Source organism: Enterobacter sp. K16B, assembly GCF_020216105.1.
Taxonomy (GTDB): Bacteria; Pseudomonadota; Gammaproteobacteria; order Enterobacterales; family Enterobacteriaceae; genus Enterobacter; species Enterobacter sichuanensis.
In genome coordinates this window covers 1-19,042 of sequence record NZ_JAIWJZ010000030.1, presented here as the reverse complement: position 1 = coordinate 19,042, position 19,042 = coordinate 1, and the positions used below count along the sequence as shown (strand labels likewise).

Genomic DNA, 19,042 nt, shown 5'->3' with positions numbered 1-19,042 from the left:
AATGAATCTATGTCTGGTGAGTATGTCACACGTCTTTTTCCGCGCCATACGCGCGGTGTTTTCCCGCAACACGTTTCGCCTGGGCTTGCCCTGTTTAGTGCTGGCAGGCTGTGTTTCTCATGTGCCGCAAAGTGCGATTAGCGGTAAACAAGAAGATAAATGGCCAGATAACCAGCTGGCAGATTTTCTCTCAACCCGCTGCGACGATATCTGGAACCTGTCAGGCCACGACGTCGAAAGCAACCCGCTGTTCTGGCTGCGTGGTATAGATTGCGCCCAGCGTCTTGCGCCGGTTGAGGCTCGCTCGAAAGCGGCGATGCTGGATGACGACACCTGGCAGGACGCTTTCAAGCGCGGCATTTTACTGGCTGATGCCAAAATCACCCCCGTTGAACGCCGCGCCAACGTGACCCGACTGGACACCCTGGTGGTCAACCTGCCGGGCCAGGTGCGCCCGGTATACCAGCTCTGGCGTGATGGACAGACATTACAACTTCAGCTGTCAGAAGAGCGCTCCCGCTACAGTAAACTCCAGCAGTCCACCGACAGCGAGCTTGATACGTTGCGTCAGCAGCAGCAGCATTTGCGTACGCAACTGGATACCACGACACGTAAGCTGGAAAACCTGACCGATATCGAAAGACAGCTCTCGTCGCGTAAATATCAGCCGGGAAGTTCATCCGCTGTACCGGACAGCGATACGCCGAAACAAGAGGATGTGAAGCATGACGAGCCGTAAACCTGCCCATCTCTTACTGGTGGATGACGATCCCGGGCTGTTAAAACTGCTGGGGATGCGTCTGGTGAGTGAAGGCTACAGCGTGGTGACCGCGGAAAGCGGGGTCGAGGGGCTGAAAATTCTCGGCCGCGAGAAAATTGATCTGGTGATAAGCGACCTGCGGATGGACGAAATGGACGGCATGCAGCTGTTCGCGGAGATCCAGAAGCAGCAGCCGGGTATGCCCGTGATTATCCTGACGGCGCACGGCTCGATCCCGGATGCGGTTGCGGCGACCCAGCAGGGGGTATTCAGCTTCCTGACCAAGCCGGTGGACAAAGACGCGCTTTATAAGGCGATCGACAGCGCGCTGGAACATGCCGCTCCGGCGGGGGATGAAGCGTGGCGGGAGTCTATCGTCACCCGCAGTCCCATTATGCTGCGTTTGCTCGAGCAGGCGCGGATGGTCGCACAGTCAGACGTCAGCGTGCTGATTAACGGCCAGAGCGGAACCGGGAAAGAGATCCTGGCGCAGGCGATCCATAACGCCAGCCCGCGCAGCAAAAATGCCTTTATTGCGATCAACTGTGGCGCGCTCCCGGAACAACTGCTCGAATCTGAACTGTTTGGCCATGCCCGCGGCGCATTCACCGGCGCGGTCAGCAGCCGGGAAGGGCTATTTCAGGCGGCGGAGGGCGGCACGCTTTTCCTCGACGAGATTGGTGACATGCCCGCGCCGCTGCAGGTCAAACTGCTGCGCGTGTTGCAGGAGCGGAAAGTTCGCCCGCTGGGCAGCAACCGCGACATCGACATTAATGTGCGTATTATTTCCGCCACGCACCGGGATTTGCCGAAGGTGATGGCCCGCAACGAGTTTCGTGAAGATCTCTACTACCGTCTGAACGTGGTCAATCTGAAGATCCCCGCACTGGCCGAGCGAGCGGAAGACATTCCGCTGCTGGCGAATCATCTTTTGCGCCAGGCGGCCGATCGTCACAAACCCTTCGTGCGCGCGTTTTCCACCGATGCGATGAAGCGGCTGATGGCCGCCAGCTGGCCGGGTAACGTGCGTCAGTTGGTCAACGTGATTGAGCAGTGCGTGGCGCTGACCTCGTCACCGGTGATCAGTGACGCGCTGGTGGAGCAGGCACTGGAAGGGGAAAACACGGCGCTGCCGACCTTTGCCGAAGCGCGGAATCAGTTCGAGTTGAACTATCTGCGCAAGCTATTGCAGATCACCAAAGGCAACGTGACCCACGCGGCGCGCATGGCCGGACGCAACCGCACTGAGTTTTATAAACTGCTGTCACGCCATGAGCTGGAAGCAAACGATTTTAAAGAGTAATGCCGTATGGTACTGTGAGCAACCGATTACGAAGCAGCTTACAGGCAAGAGTTTAAGGACCCACCATGAAAAAGATTGATGCGATTATTAAACCTTTCAAACTGGATGATGTACGTGAAGCGCTGGCGGAAGTCGGCATCACCGGGATGACCGTGACGGAAGTGAAAGGTTTTGGTCGTCAGAAAGGCCACACCGAGCTTTACCGTGGCGCAGAGTACATGGTGGACTTTCTGCCGAAAGTGAAAATTGAAATCGTGGTGAGCGACGATATCGTAGACACCTGTGTGGATACCATTATCCGCACGGCGCAGACCGGCAAAATTGGCGACGGTAAAATCTTCGTCTTTGACGTGGCGCGCGTGATCCGTATCCGTACCGGCGAAGAAGACGACGCGGCGATTTAAAACGTTGCCTGGCCGGGTTTCATCCGGCGAAAAAAAGCCCCTCTTTAGAGGGGCTTTTTGCATTACAGCACCTTATGCGGCCCGAAACATTCGTAATGAATGTTGTCTTTATTTATCCCCAGCTCGACCAGCTGCTTCGCGGCATACTGCATAAACGCCACCGGCCCGCAGAGGTAGAACTGCATATCTGGCGCGCTGAATGCCCCTTCCATCTGACGTAAATTCATCAGACCTTCGCTGTCAAAGCGAGCGGCCGCGCGGTCGGCTTCCGTTGGCTGGCGATACCAGGTGTGGGCGGTAAAGCGGGGCAGGCTCGCTGCCAGGGTTTTCACTTCATCAGCAAACGCATGCACGTCACCGTTCTCGGCGGCATGGAACCAGTTTATTCGGGCAGCGTGTTTTGACGCCGCCAGCGTATCCAGCATCGCCAGCATTGGCGTTTGTCCCACCCCAGCGGAGATCAGCGTGACCGGGGTAGCCGTCTCAACGGTCATAAAGAAGTCGCCCGCCGGCGCGGCCAGGTGGACCACGTCACCCACGTTAGCGTCGTTGTGCAGCCAGCTGGATACCTGTCCGCCGTCCTCGCGCTTCACCGCAATGCGATAGCTTTTTCCGTTGGGCTTGCGGGTGAGGGAATACTGGCGGATCTCCTGGTGCGGGAAACCTTCAGGCTTGAGCCATACGCCCAGATACTGCCCTGGCTGATAATCCGCCACCGGCTGACCGTCTACCGGTTCAAATTCGAAGCTGGTGATTAAAGCGCTGCGCGGCGTTTTCTCAACGATGCGGAACGCGCGGGTGCCTTCCCAGCCGCCTTTCTTACTCGCGTTTTCGTTGTAAATCTGTGCTTCACGGTTGATAAACACATTGGCCAGCACGCCGTAGGCTTTGCCCCATGCGTCCAGAACCTCCTGACCCGGGCTGAACATCTCGTCCAGCGTTGCCAGCAGGTGAGCACCAACAATGTTGTACTGCTCGGGTTGGATCTGAAAGCTGGTATGTTTCTGCGCAATTTTTTCCACCGCAGGCAGCAGCGCCGCAAGGTTTTCAATGTTGCTGGCGTAGGCCGCAATGGCATTGAACAGGGCTTCGCGCTGATCGCCGTTACGCTGGTTGCTCATGTTGAAAATCTCTTTGAGCTCCGGGTTGTGCGTGAACATGCGATCGTAGAAATGGGCGGTCAGTTTGGGGCCGGTTTCGACCAGCAGGGGAATGGTGGCTTTAACGGTAGCGATGGTTTGAGCGTCGAGCATGAGCGCGTCCTTCTGATGTCACTTTAATGATGTATTTTAAATGCATCTTATAAAAAATACCCCTGCGTTGTAAATGGTTCTTTGCAAGATGAAAAATATGCATCACAAACCTGAAAAGAAATCCGCTGGAAATCGCGAGATCTTTATTCCTCAAACCCTTGCGTGGCGGGTAGGAAAACGTTTGCGTAAAATCGTTTGTCAAGACCTGTTATCACAGAACTAATCAGTTATACTGTTGCCCGTCGTCCAACAGGACTGCCTTTTCAGGCCAAAATTTACTTGTTAGCTGAGTCAGGAGATGCGGATGTTAAAGCGTGAAATGAACATTGCCGATTATGATGCCGAACTGTGGCAGGCTATGGAGCAGGAAAAAGTACGTCAGGAAGAGCACATCGAACTGATCGCCTCCGAAAACTACACCAGCCCGCGCGTGATGCAGGCGCAGGGTTCTCAGCTGACCAACAAATATGCTGAAGGTTACCCGGGCAAGCGCTATTACGGCGGTTGCGAGTATGTTGATATCGTAGAGCAGCTGGCTATCGACCGCGCGAAAGCACTTTTTGGCGCTGACTACGCAAACGTTCAGCCGCACTCTGGCTCTCAGGCTAACTTCGCGGTCTACACCGCGCTGCTGCAGCCGGGCGACACCGTTCTGGGTATGAACCTGGCGCAGGGCGGCCACCTGACTCACGGCTCCCCGGTTAACTTCTCCGGCAAACTGTACAACATCATCCCTTACGGTATTGATGAGTCCGGTAAAATTGACTACGAAGACATGGCTAAGCAGGCCAAAGAGCACAAGCCGAAGATGATCATCGGTGGTTTCTCTGCTTATTCCGGTATCGTTGAACTGGGCAAAAATGCGTGAAATCGCAGACAGCATCGGTGCTTACCTGTTCGTCGACATGGCGCATGTTGCGGGTCTGATTGCTGCGGGCGTTTACCCGAACCCGGTTCCACACGCTCACGTTGTGACCACCACCACCCACAAAACCCTGGCAGGTCCACGCGGTGGCCTGATCCTGGCGAAAGGCGGTGATGAAGAGCTGTACAAAAAACTGAACTCCGCTGTGTTCCCAAGCGCGCAGGGCGGCCCGCTGATGCACGTTATCGCGGCAAAAGCGGTCGCGCTGAAAGAAGCGATGGAGCCTGAGTTCAAGGTTTACCAGCAGCAGGTGGCGAAGAACGCCAAAGCGATGGTGGAAGTGTTCCTGAACCGTGGCTACAAAGTGGTATCCGGCGGTACTGAAAACCACCTGTTCCTGCTGGATCTGGTTGATAAGAACCTGACCGGTAAAGAAGCTGACGCTGCCCTGGGCCGCGCCAACATTACCGTGAACAAAAACAGCGTGCCAAACGATCCGAAGAGCCCGTTTGTGACCTCCGGTATCCGTATCGGTTCTCCGGCTGTGACTCGCCGCGGCTTCAAAGAAGCGGAAGTGAAAGAGCTGGCTGGCTGGATGTGTGACGTTCTGGACAACATCAATGACGAAGCGGTTATCGAGCGCGTCAAAGGTAAAGTGCTGGATATCTGCGCACGCTTCCCGGTATACGCATAATTCCTCTGCTTTGCAGAATTAAAAAAGGCCGCGCTTGCGGCCTTTTTTTATGGCTTAACGCCGGTCGAGGGAGATGGCGCCCGGACCCACAATCGCCAGCAATATAAAGGCTCCCGCAATACTGACGTTCTTGTAGAAATTAATCATATTCGGTACGACCGCATCACCGGTCATATCCCAGTAATGGTGGCCAATAATCGCCGTACCCAGCGTATAGAACACAAACAGCACGGCGAGAGGACGGGTGAAAAAGCCCAGCACAATCAGGATCGCGGCAGGCACTTCCATGACTACTGCAATAATGGCCGCCAGCATGGGCATCGGCGTGCCCAGCGAGGTCATGTATTGTACGGTCCCGCTAAACCCCGTCAGTTTTGGGTAACCAAAGATAATAAACAGTACGACAAGCGCGATGCGCCCAATCAGCAGCAGCAAATGACGTGACTGACCGAAATCGAGATAGCGAAGTGAGTTCATGGCAGAAATACCTCTGCAAGTGGAGTAATTTAAACGTAATACACATTTTCATTCCCTGCCATAAGCCAGACGACTGCACAAAATGTTATTTTTTCGTTAATTTATAGCAGGCTATCGACTTGCTTAATTTTTATATTCTCGCCAGACTATGGCCTCGATTTCGGGAGGGATTCATGGTCTTGCATTCCACGCGCTGGCTGGCGCTCAGCTATTTCACCTATTTCTTTAGCTACGGTATTTTTCTGCCTTTCTGGAGCGTCTGGCTCAAGGGGATCGGCCTGACGCCCGAGACCATTGGTGTCCTGCTGGGGGCCGGGCTGGTAGCGCGTTTTCTCGGTAGCCTGCTGATTGCCCCGCGCGTCAGCGATCCCTCCTTACTGATCAAGGCCGTGCGCATTCTGGCTCTGCTGACCCTGGTCTTTGTGGCCTGCTTCTGGATCAACCACCAGTTTGCGTGGCTGATGGTGGTGATGGTTGGCTTTAACCTGTTCTTCTCGCCGCTGGTGCCCCTGACGGACGCGCTGGCGAACACCTGGCAAAAGCAGATCACCATGGACTACGGTCGCGTACGCCTGTGGGGCTCCATTGCGTTTGTGATTGGCTCGGCGCTGGTGGGTAAACTGGTCAGCCTTTACGATTACCGCGCCATTCTTGCCCTGTTAAGCATCGGTATTGCCTCTATGCTGCTGGGCATGCTGCTACGACCATCGGTAATGCCTCAGGGAGAAAGTCGCCATCAGGAGAGCGCAGGCTGGCCCGCATGGCGGAGTCTGGTTGCACAAAGCTGGCGTTTTCTGGCGTGCGTCTGTCTGCTTCAGGGGGCACACGCAGCGTACTATGGGTTCAGCGCCATTTACTGGCAAGGCGCAGGATATTCGGCTTCTGCCGTTGGCTACCTGTGGTCGCTGGGGGTGGTGGCCGAAGTCGTGATTTTCGCCCTGAGCAAAAAGCTGTTCCGCCGCTTTGGCGCCCGTGACTTGCTGCTGCTTTCCGCCGTGTGCGGCGTGGCGCGCTGGGGCATTATGGGCTGGACGACCGATCTGCCGTGGCTGATTGTGGCGCAAATTCTTCACTGCGGCACCTTTACCGTCTGTCATCTGGCGGCGATGCGCTATATCGCGGCGCGCGAAGGCGGGGACGTTATTCGTCTGCAGGCGGTGTATTCGGCGGTCGCGATGGGAGGCAGTATCGCAATCATGACAGTCTTTGCGGGGTTCCTCTATCAGCACCTGGGGCACGGTGTCTTCTGGGTCATGGCGCTGGTGGCCTTACCTGCTATGATTATTCGCCCTAAAGTGGCCCCTCGCGCGCCGCTATGATTCCAGCATCGCGCGAATGTGTTCTTGCTGCTGCGCGTTCAGTGTCTCAACGGCATGAATGAGCGGCGGTGAGAACAGCGGCAGGGCAGTGGGGTAGGGGGTAATGACCAGCGCAGCTTCGCGCGGCGCCCCCTCTTTCTGAAACGCCTGCAGCGTCAGGTAGCGAATGTTGAGCGGCAGCAGCGTTAGCTCGCGAAGCTGCTGTTCAATCCGATCCTCACTGGTTTTATCGTCACCCGTCAGCAGGATCACCTGCTTTTCGTGCAGATCGGTCTCCTGCATCAGCCAGGCACCGAAAATCACCGCAACAAGGCTCATCTCTTCATCGGAAAAACGCAGCCCAAACTCCGCTTCCAGCTCAAACAGCGCTTCTTTGGTGGTGCGTAACAGGCGAGGGTAGAGACGGTGGATCTCCTCCGGCAGGCTATTGTCGATGCCAATCTCAAACAGTGAACGGTCCAGCGCCTGTGCAAGATGGATATAGAGCTGATCGGTCAGGCCTTGCTCATCGCTGAAGTTCATCCCGGTCTGCGAGCGGAAACGGGCCACCATGCGCACGATGGCCCGGCGCAAACGTTGATCCTGCTGGTGTTTATCGAGTACCGGATCGGGCGTGCGGAGCATCATAAACAACAGCGCCAGAAACAGCTGTTCATCCCCGTGTGCCCCTTGCGGGACGCGCCGTTTCCAGTGCCGCACGATCTCCTGCGCCGTGAAATACTCCCCTCTCGACTGGGTCCAGCTGCGCTGAGAATGGGAAAACTGGGGCGTATTTCCCAGCTGATGCTGAATAAGACAGTACTGCAGATAGAGCTGTAAAAACTGCACGTCGCGGCATTCAAACTGGCGCTGGAGCTTGCGCGAACAGAAGTTGATCAGCGCCCGCAGGTTCGCGTCGTCGTAAAGCGGCCGCGCAATGCCGTGCTGTTTAAGCGCGGTTTTTAATGCCGGGGTAAACTGGTGCGAGACAAACTGCGGGCAAAGCCGCAGCGCCCGGCGCAACCAGTGCAGCAGGCATAAACGCTGATTCAGGGCTGTGCCTTCAAGCCGGTAACTGCCGTCCTGGTGCGTGACGATATCCAGCCGGTGATAGCGCTGGATTTCATCACGCGTCTCGGCTATATCTTGCCGTGCCATCGCGTCGTCCACGCCGTTGGCAGCGATTATGCTCTGTGCGGTGACGGCAGCATCGGGCAGGTAAAGCATCAAAAGCACCTGGCAGCGGCGCTGCGAACTGGAAAGCACAGATGGAATTTCAAGCGTCGTCATCATCTGTCGGGTATCCAGTGTGAATGTTTGATAAGAATAGCTAAAGGATGGGCGCTGAAAAGCGCGCCGGCAGGCCTTTCACTCAGGATTGCTGGGGAACATCACAGAATTTTTGACGTGAGGAATTGATGCAAACAGTTAAACAATGCGCGATGACGTTATTTTTGGCGGCGATCGGCTTCACTGCCAGCGCACACCCTCACAGTTTTATTGGCCTTAAAACCGAGCTGGTCACCGACGGCACGCAGCTGAGCGGCCTGAAAATGCGCTGGACGATGGATGAGATCACCTCGGCTGACCTGCTCTATGATGCGGGTAACGCAAAACCCGGCGATGAGATCTGGAAAAAGCTGGCAGCGGAAGTGATGGCCAACGTGCTCGGCCAGCACTACTTCACCGAGTTCTGGCATAACGGGCAAAAGGTCAAATTTCTGAACCGTCCCACGGAATACGGTATGACGCGTGACGGGCATCAGGCGGTACTGACGTTTGTGCTTCCGCTGGCGCATCCCCAGCCGCTAGCCGGGCAAAAATATACCTTTTCGACCTTTGATCCCACCTACTACGTCGACATGAGTTACGCCAAGGAGAGCGACGTACAGCTGCCTGCCGCGCTGCAAAAAAACTGCAAACTCTCTGTTCACACCCCGAACCCCAGCGAAGAGACGCGTAACTTTGCGATTTCGCTCGACAAAGAAGATGCCCCACCTGAAGACATGGCGCTGGGCAAACAGTTCGCGCAGGAGGTGACCTTACAATGTCAGTGATTGCTTCTCCTCTTCGAAAACCACGCCGCTGGCTACATCTTTGGCCGCTGGCCCTCTTTTTGCTGTTCGCGGTGTGCGGCGCGCTGTGGCTATGGCAGGCCTGGCCGCAGGTAATGATGAAAAGCATTGTCTGGCAGCGTGAGGTTAACCAGCAGATGAGCGGGTTACTGAAAGCGGTGGCAGAAAATCCAACGAAAGCGGGCGGATCCCTGCTGGCGTTCAGTTTTCTCTATGGCGTTCTGCACGCGCTGGGGCCGGGGCATGGCAAAATCGTCATCACCACCTGGCTTGCCACCCATCCGTCGAAGCTTAAATCGAGCATCGGTCTGACGCTGGCCTCTTCGCTGCTGCAGGGAGGCGTGGCTATCGGGCTGGTGGTGGTGGTTCTTTCGCTGTTGCAGCTTCCCGCGCGCCAGCTGCACATGAGCAGTTTCTGGCTGGAGAAGGGGAGCTATGCGCTGGTGGGCGTGCTGGGGCTAATCCTCTGCTGGCGGGCGCTAAAAAGACTGCGCGCGCTGCTGAAAAAGCCGACGTTCAAATCCTTTACACCGCATCATGTTCATGATGCCCACTGCGGCTGCGGTCATCAGCATCTGCCCACGCAGGAACAGCTGCAGAGCGGCGACGACTGGCGCGCGCGGTTGATGATTGTGCTCTCGATGGGCATGCGCCCGTGTTCGGGAGCCATCATGGTGTTGCTGTTCAGTAAAGTGATTGGCGTGTTCGGCTGGGGCATGTTGTCTGCGCTGGCCATGGCGGCCGGGACGTCATTGACGATTTCGTCGCTGGCTCTGCTGGTTCACAGCTTTCGTCAGCTGGCGGTAAAACTCAGCGGCAGTAAAACGCCGGTGCTGTGGCGACAGATAGGGTGGACAACACTTGCGCTGGCGGGAGGCGTGATTCTGCTGGTGGCGGCGGTGACGATGTGGATGAGCGCCGTGCCGGTAGGAAGGGGATTGCGGCCTTTTTAAAAGGGGGCGGCCTGATGCCCTCTCCCTGTGGGAGAGGGCATTTTCGGCATTAACGCTTCAGCGCATCGCTCAGCTCATCACGCATGTTTGCCAGCATGGCTTTAACAACGCGTGGGTTACCTGCAACGATGTTGCCGGTAGACATATAGTTATGGCCGCCGGTGAAATCACAGACGATCGCGCCAGCTTCACGTGCGATCAGCTCGCCCGCTGCAAAATCCCATGGCTTCAGTGAGAGTTCGAAGTAACCGTCAACGCGGCCGGTTGCCACATAGGCCAGATCCAGCGCGGCAGAACCGGTGCGACGGAAGTCCGCGCATTCGGTGAACAGTTTGCCGAGGATATTCATATAGGTGGTCGCGTGCTGTTTCGCCTTGAACGGGAAACCGGTCGCCAGGATGGTGCCATCCAGATCGCGGGCATTACTGCAGCGCAGACGGTAGCCGTTCAGCTGTGCGCCCTGACCGCGGGTCGCGGTGAACAGTTCGTTACGCATTGGATCGTAAACAACGGCGACTTCAGTACGGCCTTTAATGCGTACGGCGATAGACACAGAGAAGTGTGGCAGGCGTTTAACGAAGTTGGTGGTGCCATCCAGTGGATCGATAACCCATTGAACATCCTGATCGGTACCTTCATGTTCACCGCTTTCTTCGGTGATGATGGTGTGCTGTGGGTAAGATTTGCGGATCGTTTCGATAATAATCGCTTCTGCGGCTTTATCGACGTTAGTCACGAAATCATTGCTGCCTTTCTGGCTGGTTTCTACGGAGTCTGGCGTTTCGTAGTGTTTGGCAATTACATTACCCGCCTTGCGCGCTGCGCGCACGGCGATGGTCAGCATCGGATGCATCGGTCTCTCTCACTGGATGTTAAAGAACAGGAAAATCGGCGCAGAGTATAGCAGCGGGATCGGATTATGTCTCCCGTTTATGATAATATGCCCGAATATTCTTCAGACACTGAATTCAGACATTAAAAATTATGCTGCAAAACATTCGAATCGTGCTGGTCGAAACATCGCACACCGGCAACATGGGCTCTGTTGCCCGCGCTATGAAAACCATGGGCTTAACCAATCTCTGGCTGGTGAACCCGCTGGTGAAACCTGACTCGCAGGCGATTGCTCTGGCGGCCGGTGCCAGCGATGTGATCGGCAATGCACAGATCGTGGACACGCTCGATGAAGCCCTGGCCGGTTGCAGCCTGGTGGTGGGGACGAGCGCGCGTTCACGTACGCTGCCGTGGCCCATGCTCGATCCGCGCGAATGCGGCCTGAAAAGTGTCTCGGAAGCGGAACAGGCGCCGGTTGCGCTGGTGTTTGGCCGCGAGCGCGTTGGCCTGACTAACGACGAACTGCAGAAATGCCACTATCACGTCGCCATTGCGGCGAACCCGGAATACAGCTCGCTGAACCTGGCGATGGCGGTGCAGGTTATCGCTTACGAAGTGCGTATGGCCTGGCTGGCGACGCAGGAGAACGCGGCAGAACCGAAGGAAGAGACGGCGTATCCGCTGGTGGACGATCTGGAGCGCTTCTATGGGCATCTGGAGCAGACCCTGCTCTCTACCGGATTTATCCGTGAAGGCCACCCGGGGCAGGTGATGAACAAACTGCGTCGTCTGTTTACCCGCGCCCGTCCGGAAAGCCAGGAGCTGAACATCCTGCGCGGCATTCTGGCGTCGATTGAGCAGAAGAATAAAGAGTAGTGCCGGTTTGTTTTCTCCCTCTCCCTGTGGGAGAGGGGCGGGGTGAGGTGAGGGCATCAGGCCGCACCCAGGTAAAACGGCACAGAAGGTTAAATACCTGACTAAAACAGTCAAGTAAATAGTTGACCATTTTAGTCAGGAATGTCAGACTTGGCCCTGCTATGCAATACCCAATTTTACTATAAAAAACCCCGGGCAGGGGCGAGTTTGAGGTTAAGTAAGACATGAGACTGACATCTAAAGGGCGTTATGCCGTAACCGCGATGCTGGACGTTGCGCTCAACTCCGAAGCGGGCCCGGTTCCGTTGGCTGATATTTCTGAACGACAAGGGATCTCCCTCTCTTATCTTGAACAGCTGTTCTCCAGACTGCGTAAAAATGGACTGGTTTCCAGCGTTCGTGGTCCGGGCGGCGGTTATCTGCTCGGTAAAGACGCGGGCAGTATTGCAGTCGGCGAAGTGATTAGCGCCGTAGACGAATCCGTTGACGCGACCCGTTGCCAGGGTAAAGGCGGCTGCCAGGGTGGCGATAAGTGCCTGACCCACGCGCTGTGGCGCGATCTGAGCGACCGTCTGACCGGCTTCCTGAACAACATCACCCTCGGTGAACTGGTGAATAACCAGGAAGTTCTGGACGTATCCGGTCGTCAGCATAGCCATGATTCCCAACGCAGCGCTCGCGCGCAGGACGCTATCGACGTCAAATTACGCGCGTAATAAAACGATAAGTATTTCAGAATCAGGCCGGGGCAAAAACATGCCCCGTGTACTCGGTCGTACATCCAGCCGGTTGCCTGATTCCTTGCATTGAAGCGATGTACGGAGTTTATAGAGCAATGAAATTACCGATTTATCTCGACTACTCCGCAACCACGCCGGTGGACCCGCGTGTTGCCGAGAAAATGATGCAGTGTCTGACCCTGGACGGAAACTTTGGTAACCCAGCTTCCCGTTCACACCGTTTTGGCTGGCATGCTGAAGAGGCGGTTGATATCGCCCGTAATCAGATTGCTGACCTGGTGGGTGCCGACCCGCGTGAGATTGTTTTCACCTCCGGTGCGACCGAATCCGACAACCTGGCGATCAAAGGTGCAGCCAACTTTTATCAGAAAAAAGGCAAGCACATCATCACCAGCAAAACCGAACACAAAGCCGTGCTGGACACCTGCCGTCAGCTCGAGCGTGAAGGGTTTGAAGTTACTTACCTGGCGCCACAGAGCAACGGCATTATTGACCTGAAAGAGCTCGAAGCGGCCATGCGTGATGACACCATTCTGGTTTCCATCATGCACGTCAACAACGAAATCGGCGTGGTACAGGACATCGCGACCATCGGTGAAATGTGCCGCGCGCGCGGTATCATCTACCACGTTGACGCGACCCAGAGCGTGGGCAAACTGCCTATCGACCTGAGCCAGCTGAAAGTGGACCTGATGTCCTTCTCCGGCCACAAAATCTATGGCCCGAAAGGCATTGGCGCACTGTACGTTCGTCGTAAGCCACGTATCCGCATCGAAGCACAGATGCACGGCGGCGGTCACGAGCGCGGCATGCGTTCCGGTACCCTGCCTGTTCACCAGATCGTGGGCATGGGCGAAGCGTACCGCATTGCGAAAGAAGAGATGGAAACCGAGATGGCGCGCCTGCGTACGCTGCGTAACCGTCTGTGGGACGGCGTGAAAGATATGGAAGAAGTGTATCTGAACGGCGATCTCGAGCAGGGCGCACCGAACATCCTCAACGTGAGCTTTAACTACGTTGAAGGCGAATCGCTGATCATGGCCCTGAAAGACCTGGCGGTTTCTTCCGGTTCTGCCTGTACGTCTGCAAGCCTGGAGCCATCCTACGTGCTGCGTGCGCTGGGTATGACTGACGAGCTGGCACACAGCTCTATCCGTTTCTCTTTAGGTCGTTTCACTACCGAAGAAGAGATTGACTACACCATCAAGCTGGTTCGCAATTCCATCGGCCGTCTGCGCGACCTTTCTCCACTGTGGGAAATGTTTAAGCAGGGCGTGGATCTGAACAGCATTGAATGGTCACATCACTAATCGGTACATAAGGAGAATTCAATCATGGCATACAGCGAAAAAGTCATCGATCATTACGAAAATCCGCGCAACGTTGGCTCTTTTGACAACAGCGATGAATCTGTCGGCAGCGGCATGGTCGGTGCACCCGCGTGTGGCGACGTGATGAAGTTGCAGATTAAAGTCAACAATGAAGGTATCATTGAAGACGCGCGCTTCAAGACCTACGGCTGCGGTTCTGCTATTGCGTCCAGCTCCCTGGTGACCGAATGGGTGAAGGGCAAGTCTCTGGACGAAGCACAGGCAATCAAGAACACGGACATTGCTGAAGAGCTCGAACTGCCGCCGGTGAAAATTCACTGTTCCATTCTGGCAGAAGACGCGATCAAAGCCGCCATTGCGGATTACAAAAGCAAACGTGAAGCAAAATAATTGAGGTTTGAGTATGTCGATTACCCTTAGCGACAGCGCTGCCGCGCGAGTAAGCTCTTTTCTGGCGAACCGTGGTAAAGGCTTTGGCCTGCGACTGGGCGTACGTACCTCCGGCTGTTCTGGTATGGCTTACGTACTGGAGTTTGTTGACGAGCCGGCGTCTGATGACACCGTGTTTGAAGACAAGGGCGTGAAGGTGGTGGTCGATGGCAAAAGCCTGCAATTCCTCAACGGCACTCAGCTGGACTTTGTAAAAGAAGGCCTGAACGAAGGGTTCAAATTCACGAACCCGAACGTCAAAGACGAGTGTGGTTGCGGCGAAAGCTTCCACGTTTAATCGCGCGTTATCCGAAACCCCACCGTGGCGTTACCCGCCACGCGTGGGGTTTGTTCTAACAGGCTACCCCTGAGATTGTTATGGATTACTTCACTCTCTTCGGACTACCCGCTCAATACCCGATTGATCTCCAGGCGCTGACTACCCGTTTTCAGGACCTGCAGCGTCAGTACCATCCGGATAAATTCGCCAGTGGTACGCAGGCGGAGCAGCTGGCTGCGGTATCGCAATCTGCGACCATCAACCAGGCCTGGCAGACGCTGCGCCATCCGCTGGCGCGTGCAGAATATCTGCTTTCGCTCCACGGGTTTGATCTCGCGAGCGAGCAGCACACCGTGCGCGACACGGCGTTTCTGATGGAGCAGCTGGAGCTTCGCGAAGAGCTTGATGAGATTGAACAGGCCAAAGACGAAGCGCGTCTGGAACGCTTTATCACGCGCGTAAAGGGTATGTTCGATACCCGCCATCAGCAGATGGTGGAGCAACTGAACAACGAGACCTGGGACGTGGCGGCAGATACTGTGCGCAAACTCCGTTTTCTCGATAAACTGCGAAGCAGTGCTGAACAACTCGAAGAAAAGCTGCTCGATTTTTAATTTCGGAAGCAATTATGGCCTTATTACAAATTAGTGAGCCTGGCTTAAGTGCCGCACCGCACCAGCGTCGTCTGGCGGTCGGTATTGACCTGGGCACCACCAATTCCCTTGTGGCGACCGTGCGTAGCGGCCAGGCGGAAACGCTGGCTGACGAGCAGGGCCGCCATCTGCTGCCTTCCGTGGTCCACTACCAGCAGCAGGGTCACGCGGTCGGCTATGACGCTCGCGCCAACGCGGCGCGCGATCCGGCCAACACCATCAGCTCGGTAAAGCGCATGATGGGCCGCTCGCTGGCCGATATTCAGACCCGTTACCCGCATCTGCCGTATCAGCTGCAGGCAAGTGAAAACGGCCTGCCAATGATTGCCACCGCGGCCGGTCTGCTGAACCCGATCCGTGTTTCTGCAGATATCCTCAAAGCGCTGGCTGCGCGCGCGACGGCGACCCTTGGCGGCGATCTGGACGGCGTGGTCATTACCGTTCCGGCCTACTTTGACGACGCACAGCGTCAGGGCACCAAAGACGCCGCGCGTCTGGCGGGCCTGCACGTGCTGCGCCTGCTGAACGAACCGACGGCGGCGGCGATTGCCTACGGCCTTGACTCCGGTCAGGAAGGGGTGATTGCGGTCTACGATCTCGGCGGCGGCACCTTTGACATCTCCATCCTGCGCTTAAGCCGCGGGGTGTTTGAAGTGCTGGCCACCGGCGGGGATTCCGCGCTGGGCGGCGATGACTTCGACCATCTGCTGGCGGATTACATCCGCGAGCAGGCGGGTATTGCCGATCGCAGCGATGCCCGCGTACAGCGTGAACTGCTGGATGCGGCCATTGACGCCAAAATCGCCCTCAGCGATGCGCAGTCAGCCAGCGTGAACGTGGCGGGCTGGCAGGGTGAAATCACCCGCGACCAGTTCAACGATCTGATCGCTCCGCTGGTTAAGCGTACCCTGCTGGCCTGTCGTCGCGCGCTGAAAGATGCCGGCGTTGAGGCTGACGAGGTGCTGGAAGTGGTCATGGTGGGCGGCTCCACCCGCGTGCCGCTGGTGCGTGAACGTGTAGGTGAGTTCTTTGGCCGCACGCCGCTGACCGCCATCGATCCGGACAAAGTGGTCGCTGTGGGCGCCGCGATTCAGGCCGATATACTGGTCGGCAACAAGCCGGACAGCGAAATGCTGCTGCTGGACGTCATCCCGCTGTCGCTGGGGCTAGAAACCATGGGCGGCCTGGTGGAGAAAGTCATTCCGCGTAACACCACCATTCCGGTGGCGCGCGCGCAGGAGTTCACCACCTTTAAGGACGGCCAGACCGCGATGTCCATCCACGTGATGCAGGGCGAGCGTGAGCTGGTACAGGACTGCCGCTCTCTGGCGCGCTTTGCGCTGCGGGGCATTCCGGCGCTGCCGGCGGGCGGGGCGCATATTCGCGTCACCTTCCAGGTGGATGCGGACGGCCTGCTGAGCGTCACGGCGATGGAGAAATCCACCGGTGTGGAATCGTCCATCCAGGTGAAGCCGTCCTACGGCCTGACCGATGGCGAAATCGCCTCCATGATTCAGGACTCAATGAGTTACGCCGAGCAGGATGTGAAGGCGCGTATGCTGGCGGAACAGAAAGTGGAAGCCGCACGCGTGCTTGAAAGCCTGAACGGCGCGCTCGCTGCCGATGCCGCGCTGTTAAGCGCCGCTGAGCGTCAGGTGATTGACGAGGCTGCCGCGCACTTAAGCGTGGTCGCCCAGGGCAATGACGCTGACGCAATAGAAGAAGCCATTAAAAACGTTGATAAACAAACCCAGGACTTTGCTGCTCGCCGCATGGACAAATCTGTCCGCGTCGCGCTGAAAGGCCAGTCCGTGGACGAGGTTTAATATGCCAAAGATTGTTATTTTGCCTCATGCGGACCTCTGTCCGGATGGCGCTGTTCTGGAAGCGAAGACCGGCGAAACCATTCTCGATGTTGCCCTGCGTGCAGGTATCGAAGTGGAACACGCCTGCGAGAAATCCTGTGCCTGCACGACGTGCCACTGCATCGTGCGTGAAGGTTTTGACTCTCTCGCCGAGAGCACCGAAGACGAAGACGACATGCTGGATAAAGCATGGGGTCTGGAGCCCGACAGCCGCTTAAGCTGCCAGGCCGCGGTGACCGATGAAGATCTGGTCGTGGAATTCCCACGCTATACCATCAACCACGCACGCGAGCACTAATATGGGACTGAAGTGGACTGACAGCCGTGAAATCGGCGAAGCGCTCTACGACGCGAACCCGGATCTCGATCCGAAGACCGTACGATTCACCGACATGCATCAGTGGATCTGCGATTTAGAGGATTTCGACGACGATCCCAACGCATCCAATGAAAAAATTCTGGAGGCGATTCTGTTAGTCTGGTTAGATGAAGCAGAATAAATAACATAACGGGCTGCCTTCAGGCGGCCCGTTTGCTAGTTGCTAATAAGGAAAAATAAAATGACCGAAGCGATGAAGATTACGCTCTCGAATCAGCCTGCCGACGCGCGCTGGGGCGAGAAAGCCACCTACAGCATCAACAACGACGGTATTACCCTGCACCTGACGGGCAACGATGATTTGGGCCTGATCCAGCGCGCCGCGCGTAAAATTGACGGCCTGGGCATTAAGCATGTCTCTCTGGCAGGCGAGGGTTGGGACACCGACCGCAGCTGGGCGTTCTGGGCTGGCTATAAAGGACCGAAAGGCACCCGCAAAATTGAGTGGGCCAACCTTGACGAAGCCGGTCAAAAAGAGCTGGAAAGCCGCCTGAACATCATCGACTGGGTGCGCGACACCATCAACGCACCGGCGGAAGAGCTGGGACCGGAACAGCTGGCGCAGCGCGCCGTTGACCTGCTGTGCGGCGTGGCCGGCGATAAAATGTCTTACCGCATCACCAAAGGTGAAGATCTGCGCGAGCAGAACTATATGGGGATCCACACCGTGGGCCGTGGTTCTGAGCGTCCTCCGGTGCTGCTGGCGCTGGACTACAACCCAACCGGCGATAAAGACGCGCCGGTCTTTGCCTGCCTGGTCGGGAAAGGTATCACCTTCGATACCGGCGGCTACAGCCTGAAGCAGAGCGCGTTCATGGACTCCATGAAGTCCGACATGGGCGGCGCGGCGACCATTACCGGCGCGCTGGCGTTTGCGATTACCCGTGGCCTGAAAAAACGCGTGAAGCTGTACCTGTGCTGCGCCGACAACATGGTGAGCGGTAACGCCTTCAAGCTGGGCGACATCATTCATTACCGCAATGGCAAAAACGTTGAGGTGATGAATACCGATGCGGAAGGCCGTCTGGTGCTGGCCGATGGCCTGATCGATGCCTCTGCCCAGAAGCCAGAGCTGATTATCGACATGGCGACCCTGACCGGGGCGGCGAAAACCGCCCTGGGTAACGACTACCATGCGCTGTTCAGCTTCGACGACAAGCTGGCTGCCCGCCTGCTGGCAAGTGCGGCGGCAGAGAACGAGCCGTTCTGGCGCCTGCCGGTGGCCGAGTTCCACCGCAGCCAGCTGCCATCTAACTTTGCCGAACTGAACAACACCGCAAGCGCGGCGTACCCGGCAGGGGCAAGCACCGCAGCCGGTTTCCTGTCCCACTTCGTTGAGAACTACCGCGAAGGCTGGCTGCACATCGACTGCTCCGCGACGTACCGTAAAGCGGCGGTTGAGCAGTGGTCCGCAGGCGCGACCGGTCTCGGCGTGCGTACCGTGGCGAACCTGCTAACGGCTGAGTAATCTTTTTTGCCGGGTGGCGCTACGCTTACGCGCGCCTTCGGAGTCATCATATTGCCCGGCGGCGCTGCGCTTGCACAGGCCTACGGTTTTGTAGGCCCGGTAAGC

General features: G+C 56.7%; 20 protein-coding genes and 1 pseudogene. 17 read left to right on the top strand and 4 right to left on the bottom strand.

Annotation, left to right across the window (positions count from 1 at the left end; translation table 11 throughout):
* The first annotated feature begins 1 nt into the window (after position 1).
* From qseG to glnB, 3 genes are all read left to right on the top strand, one after another.
* Positions 2 to 739, top strand: a complete 738-nt coding sequence (gene qseG / locus LDK53_RS07965; RefSeq protein WP_025757659.1) for a two-component system QseEF-associated lipoprotein QseG — start codon at positions 2 to 4, stop codon at positions 737 to 739.
* The gene (gene glrR, locus LDK53_RS07960) at positions 726 to 2,063 is read left to right on the top strand and encodes a two-component system response regulator GlrR (protein WP_047959249.1); all 1,338 of its coding nucleotides are present in this window, start codon (positions 726 to 728) and stop codon (positions 2,061 to 2,063) included. Before qseG ends, glrR begins: the two co-directional genes overlap by 14 nt.
* 65 nt (positions 2,064 to 2,128) lie before the next feature.
* On the top strand, positions 2,129 to 2,467 hold the full coding sequence (gene glnB / locus LDK53_RS07955; protein ID WP_003860685.1) for a nitrogen regulatory protein P-II: 339 nt from the start codon (positions 2,129 to 2,131) through the stop codon (positions 2,465 to 2,467).
* Between the two features lie 62 nt (positions 2,468 to 2,529).
* Here glnB and hmpA read toward each other — a convergent pair whose 3' ends face one another.
* Positions 2,530 to 3,720: an NO-inducible flavohemoprotein gene (gene hmpA, locus LDK53_RS07950; protein WP_155031567.1), complete on the bottom strand. Its 1,191-nt coding sequence runs from the start codon at positions 3,718 to 3,720 to the stop codon at positions 2,530 to 2,532.
* A gap of 304 nt (positions 3,721 to 4,024) precedes the next feature.
* Between hmpA and glyA the strand changes: the two are divergent.
* A pseudogene (gene glyA, locus LDK53_RS07945) lies at positions 4,025 to 5,279 on the top strand (serine hydroxymethyltransferase).
* A 54-nt stretch (positions 5,280 to 5,333) separates the two neighbouring features.
* Here the strand turns inward: glyA and LDK53_RS07940 are convergent.
* The gene (locus LDK53_RS07940) at positions 5,334 to 5,756 is read right to left on the bottom strand and encodes a DoxX family protein (RefSeq protein ID WP_023615984.1); all 423 of its coding nucleotides are present in this window, start codon (positions 5,754 to 5,756) and stop codon (positions 5,334 to 5,336) included.
* Positions 5,757 to 5,929: 173 nt separating this feature from the next.
* Between LDK53_RS07940 and LDK53_RS07935 the strand changes: the two genes are divergently transcribed.
* Complete coding sequence (locus tag LDK53_RS07935) at positions 5,930 to 7,075, top strand: 3-phenylpropionate MFS transporter (RefSeq protein WP_225285351.1); 1,146 nt, start codon at positions 5,930 to 5,932, stop codon at positions 7,073 to 7,075.
* On the opposite strand, the gene csiE is transcribed toward LDK53_RS07935, so the two are convergent.
* Complete coding sequence (gene csiE / locus LDK53_RS07930; RefSeq protein ID WP_045284598.1) at positions 7,070 to 8,347, bottom strand: stationary phase inducible protein CsiE; 1,278 nt, start codon at positions 8,345 to 8,347, stop codon at positions 7,070 to 7,072. The two genes, LDK53_RS07935 and csiE, sit on opposite strands and share 6 nt — an antisense overlap.
* 125 nt (positions 8,348 to 8,472) lie before the next feature.
* Here csiE and LDK53_RS07925 point away from each other — a divergent pair, with 125 nt between their 5' ends.
* On the top strand, positions 8,473 to 9,111 hold the full coding sequence (locus tag LDK53_RS07925; protein ID WP_094918376.1) for a DUF1007 family protein: 639 nt from the start codon (positions 8,473 to 8,475) through the stop codon (positions 9,109 to 9,111).
* Entirely contained in the window at positions 9,102 to 10,082 is a 981-nt protein-coding gene (locus LDK53_RS07920) for a nickel/cobalt transporter (protein WP_225285350.1), read from the top strand. Before LDK53_RS07925 ends, LDK53_RS07920 begins: the two co-directional genes overlap by 10 nt.
* Positions 10,083 to 10,131: 49 nt before the next feature.
* On the opposite strand, the gene suhB is transcribed toward LDK53_RS07920, so the two are convergent.
* Positions 10,132 to 10,935, bottom strand: coding sequence for an inositol-1-monophosphatase (suhB, locus tag LDK53_RS07915; protein ID WP_003860668.1), 804 nt, complete (start codon positions 10,933 to 10,935; stop codon positions 10,132 to 10,134).
* 131 nt (positions 10,936 to 11,066) lie between these two features.
* Here suhB and trmJ point away from each other — a divergent pair, with 131 nt between their 5' ends.
* From trmJ to pepB, 10 genes are all read left to right on the top strand, one after another.
* Entirely contained in the window at positions 11,067 to 11,792 is a 726-nt protein-coding gene (gene trmJ, locus LDK53_RS07910; RefSeq protein ID WP_047959243.1) for a tRNA (cytosine(32)/uridine(32)-2'-O)-methyltransferase TrmJ, read from the top strand.
* A gap of 224 nt (positions 11,793 to 12,016) precedes the next feature.
* Positions 12,017 to 12,508 carry a Fe-S cluster assembly transcriptional regulator IscR gene (gene iscR / locus LDK53_RS07905; protein WP_225285348.1) on the top strand — a complete coding sequence of 164 codons (492 nt, stop codon included), beginning with the start codon at positions 12,017 to 12,019 and terminating at the stop codon, positions 12,506 to 12,508.
* 119 nt (positions 12,509 to 12,627) lie between these two features.
* The gene (gene iscS, locus LDK53_RS07900; RefSeq protein ID WP_003860663.1) at positions 12,628 to 13,842 is read left to right on the top strand and encodes a cysteine desulfurase; all 1,215 of its coding nucleotides are present in this window, start codon (positions 12,628 to 12,630) and stop codon (positions 13,840 to 13,842) included.
* Positions 13,843 to 13,866: 24 nt separating this feature from the next.
* The gene (gene iscU / locus LDK53_RS07895; protein WP_003860661.1) at positions 13,867 to 14,253 is read left to right on the top strand and encodes a Fe-S cluster assembly scaffold IscU; all 387 of its coding nucleotides are present in this window, start codon (positions 13,867 to 13,869) and stop codon (positions 14,251 to 14,253) included.
* Between the two features lie 13 nt (positions 14,254 to 14,266).
* Positions 14,267 to 14,590 carry an iron-sulfur cluster assembly protein IscA gene (gene iscA, locus LDK53_RS07890; protein WP_003860659.1) on the top strand — a complete coding sequence of 108 codons (324 nt, stop codon included), beginning with the start codon at positions 14,267 to 14,269 and terminating at the stop codon, positions 14,588 to 14,590.
* A gap of 80 nt (positions 14,591 to 14,670) precedes the next feature.
* Positions 14,671 to 15,186, top strand: coding sequence for a co-chaperone HscB (hscB, locus tag LDK53_RS07885; RefSeq protein WP_025757672.1), 516 nt, complete (start codon positions 14,671 to 14,673; stop codon positions 15,184 to 15,186).
* Between the two features lie 14 nt (positions 15,187 to 15,200).
* Positions 15,201 to 17,051 carry a Fe-S protein assembly chaperone HscA gene (gene hscA / locus LDK53_RS07880; RefSeq protein WP_025757674.1) on the top strand — a complete coding sequence of 617 codons (1,851 nt, stop codon included), beginning with the start codon at positions 15,201 to 15,203 and terminating at the stop codon, positions 17,049 to 17,051.
* A gap of 1 nt (position 17,052) precedes the next feature.
* Positions 17,053 to 17,388, top strand: coding sequence for an ISC system 2Fe-2S type ferredoxin (fdx, locus tag LDK53_RS07875; RefSeq protein ID WP_003860652.1), 336 nt, complete (start codon positions 17,053 to 17,055; stop codon positions 17,386 to 17,388).
* Between the two features lies 1 nt (position 17,389).
* Positions 17,390 to 17,590 carry a Fe-S cluster assembly protein IscX gene (iscX, locus tag LDK53_RS07870; RefSeq protein WP_003860650.1) on the top strand — a complete coding sequence of 67 codons (201 nt, stop codon included), beginning with the start codon at positions 17,390 to 17,392 and terminating at the stop codon, positions 17,588 to 17,590.
* Positions 17,591 to 17,650: 60 nt separating this feature from the next.
* Positions 17,651 to 18,937, top strand: a complete 1,287-nt coding sequence (pepB, locus tag LDK53_RS07865) for an aminopeptidase PepB (protein ID WP_225285345.1) — start codon at positions 17,651 to 17,653, stop codon at positions 18,935 to 18,937.
* Positions 18,938 to 19,042: the final 105 nt, after the last annotated feature.